The organism is Streptomyces sp. BK79 (assembly GCF_044142145.1).
Classification (GTDB): domain Bacteria; phylum Actinomycetota; class Actinomycetes; order Streptomycetales; family Streptomycetaceae; genus Streptomyces.
The window spans coordinates 1-223 of the sequence record NZ_JBHVOC010000113.1; the positions used below are offsets into that span (position 1 = coordinate 1).

Annotated in this window: 1 pseudogene; it reads left to right on the plus strand. The window is 73.5% G+C overall.

The features are described from left to right. A pseudogene (locus tag ACFIF2_RS36025) lies at positions 1-223 on the plus strand (2-oxoglutarate ferredoxin oxidoreductase subunit alpha); the annotation flags it as partial.

Here is a 223-nt window from a genome sequence, read left to right on the forward strand (position 1 = left end):
CGTGGCGCCGCGCACCCCGGCGGACTGCTTCGACGCCGCGCTGGAAGCGGCGCGGATCGCGCTGGTCTACCGCACGCCGGTCTTCCTGCTGTCCGACGGTTACCTCGCCAACGGCTCGGAGCCGTGGCGGGTCCCGGACGTCGACGAGCTGCCGGATCTGGCGGTGCGGTTCGCGCAGGGCCCGAACCACACCCTGGAGGACGGCACGGACGTGTTCTGGCCG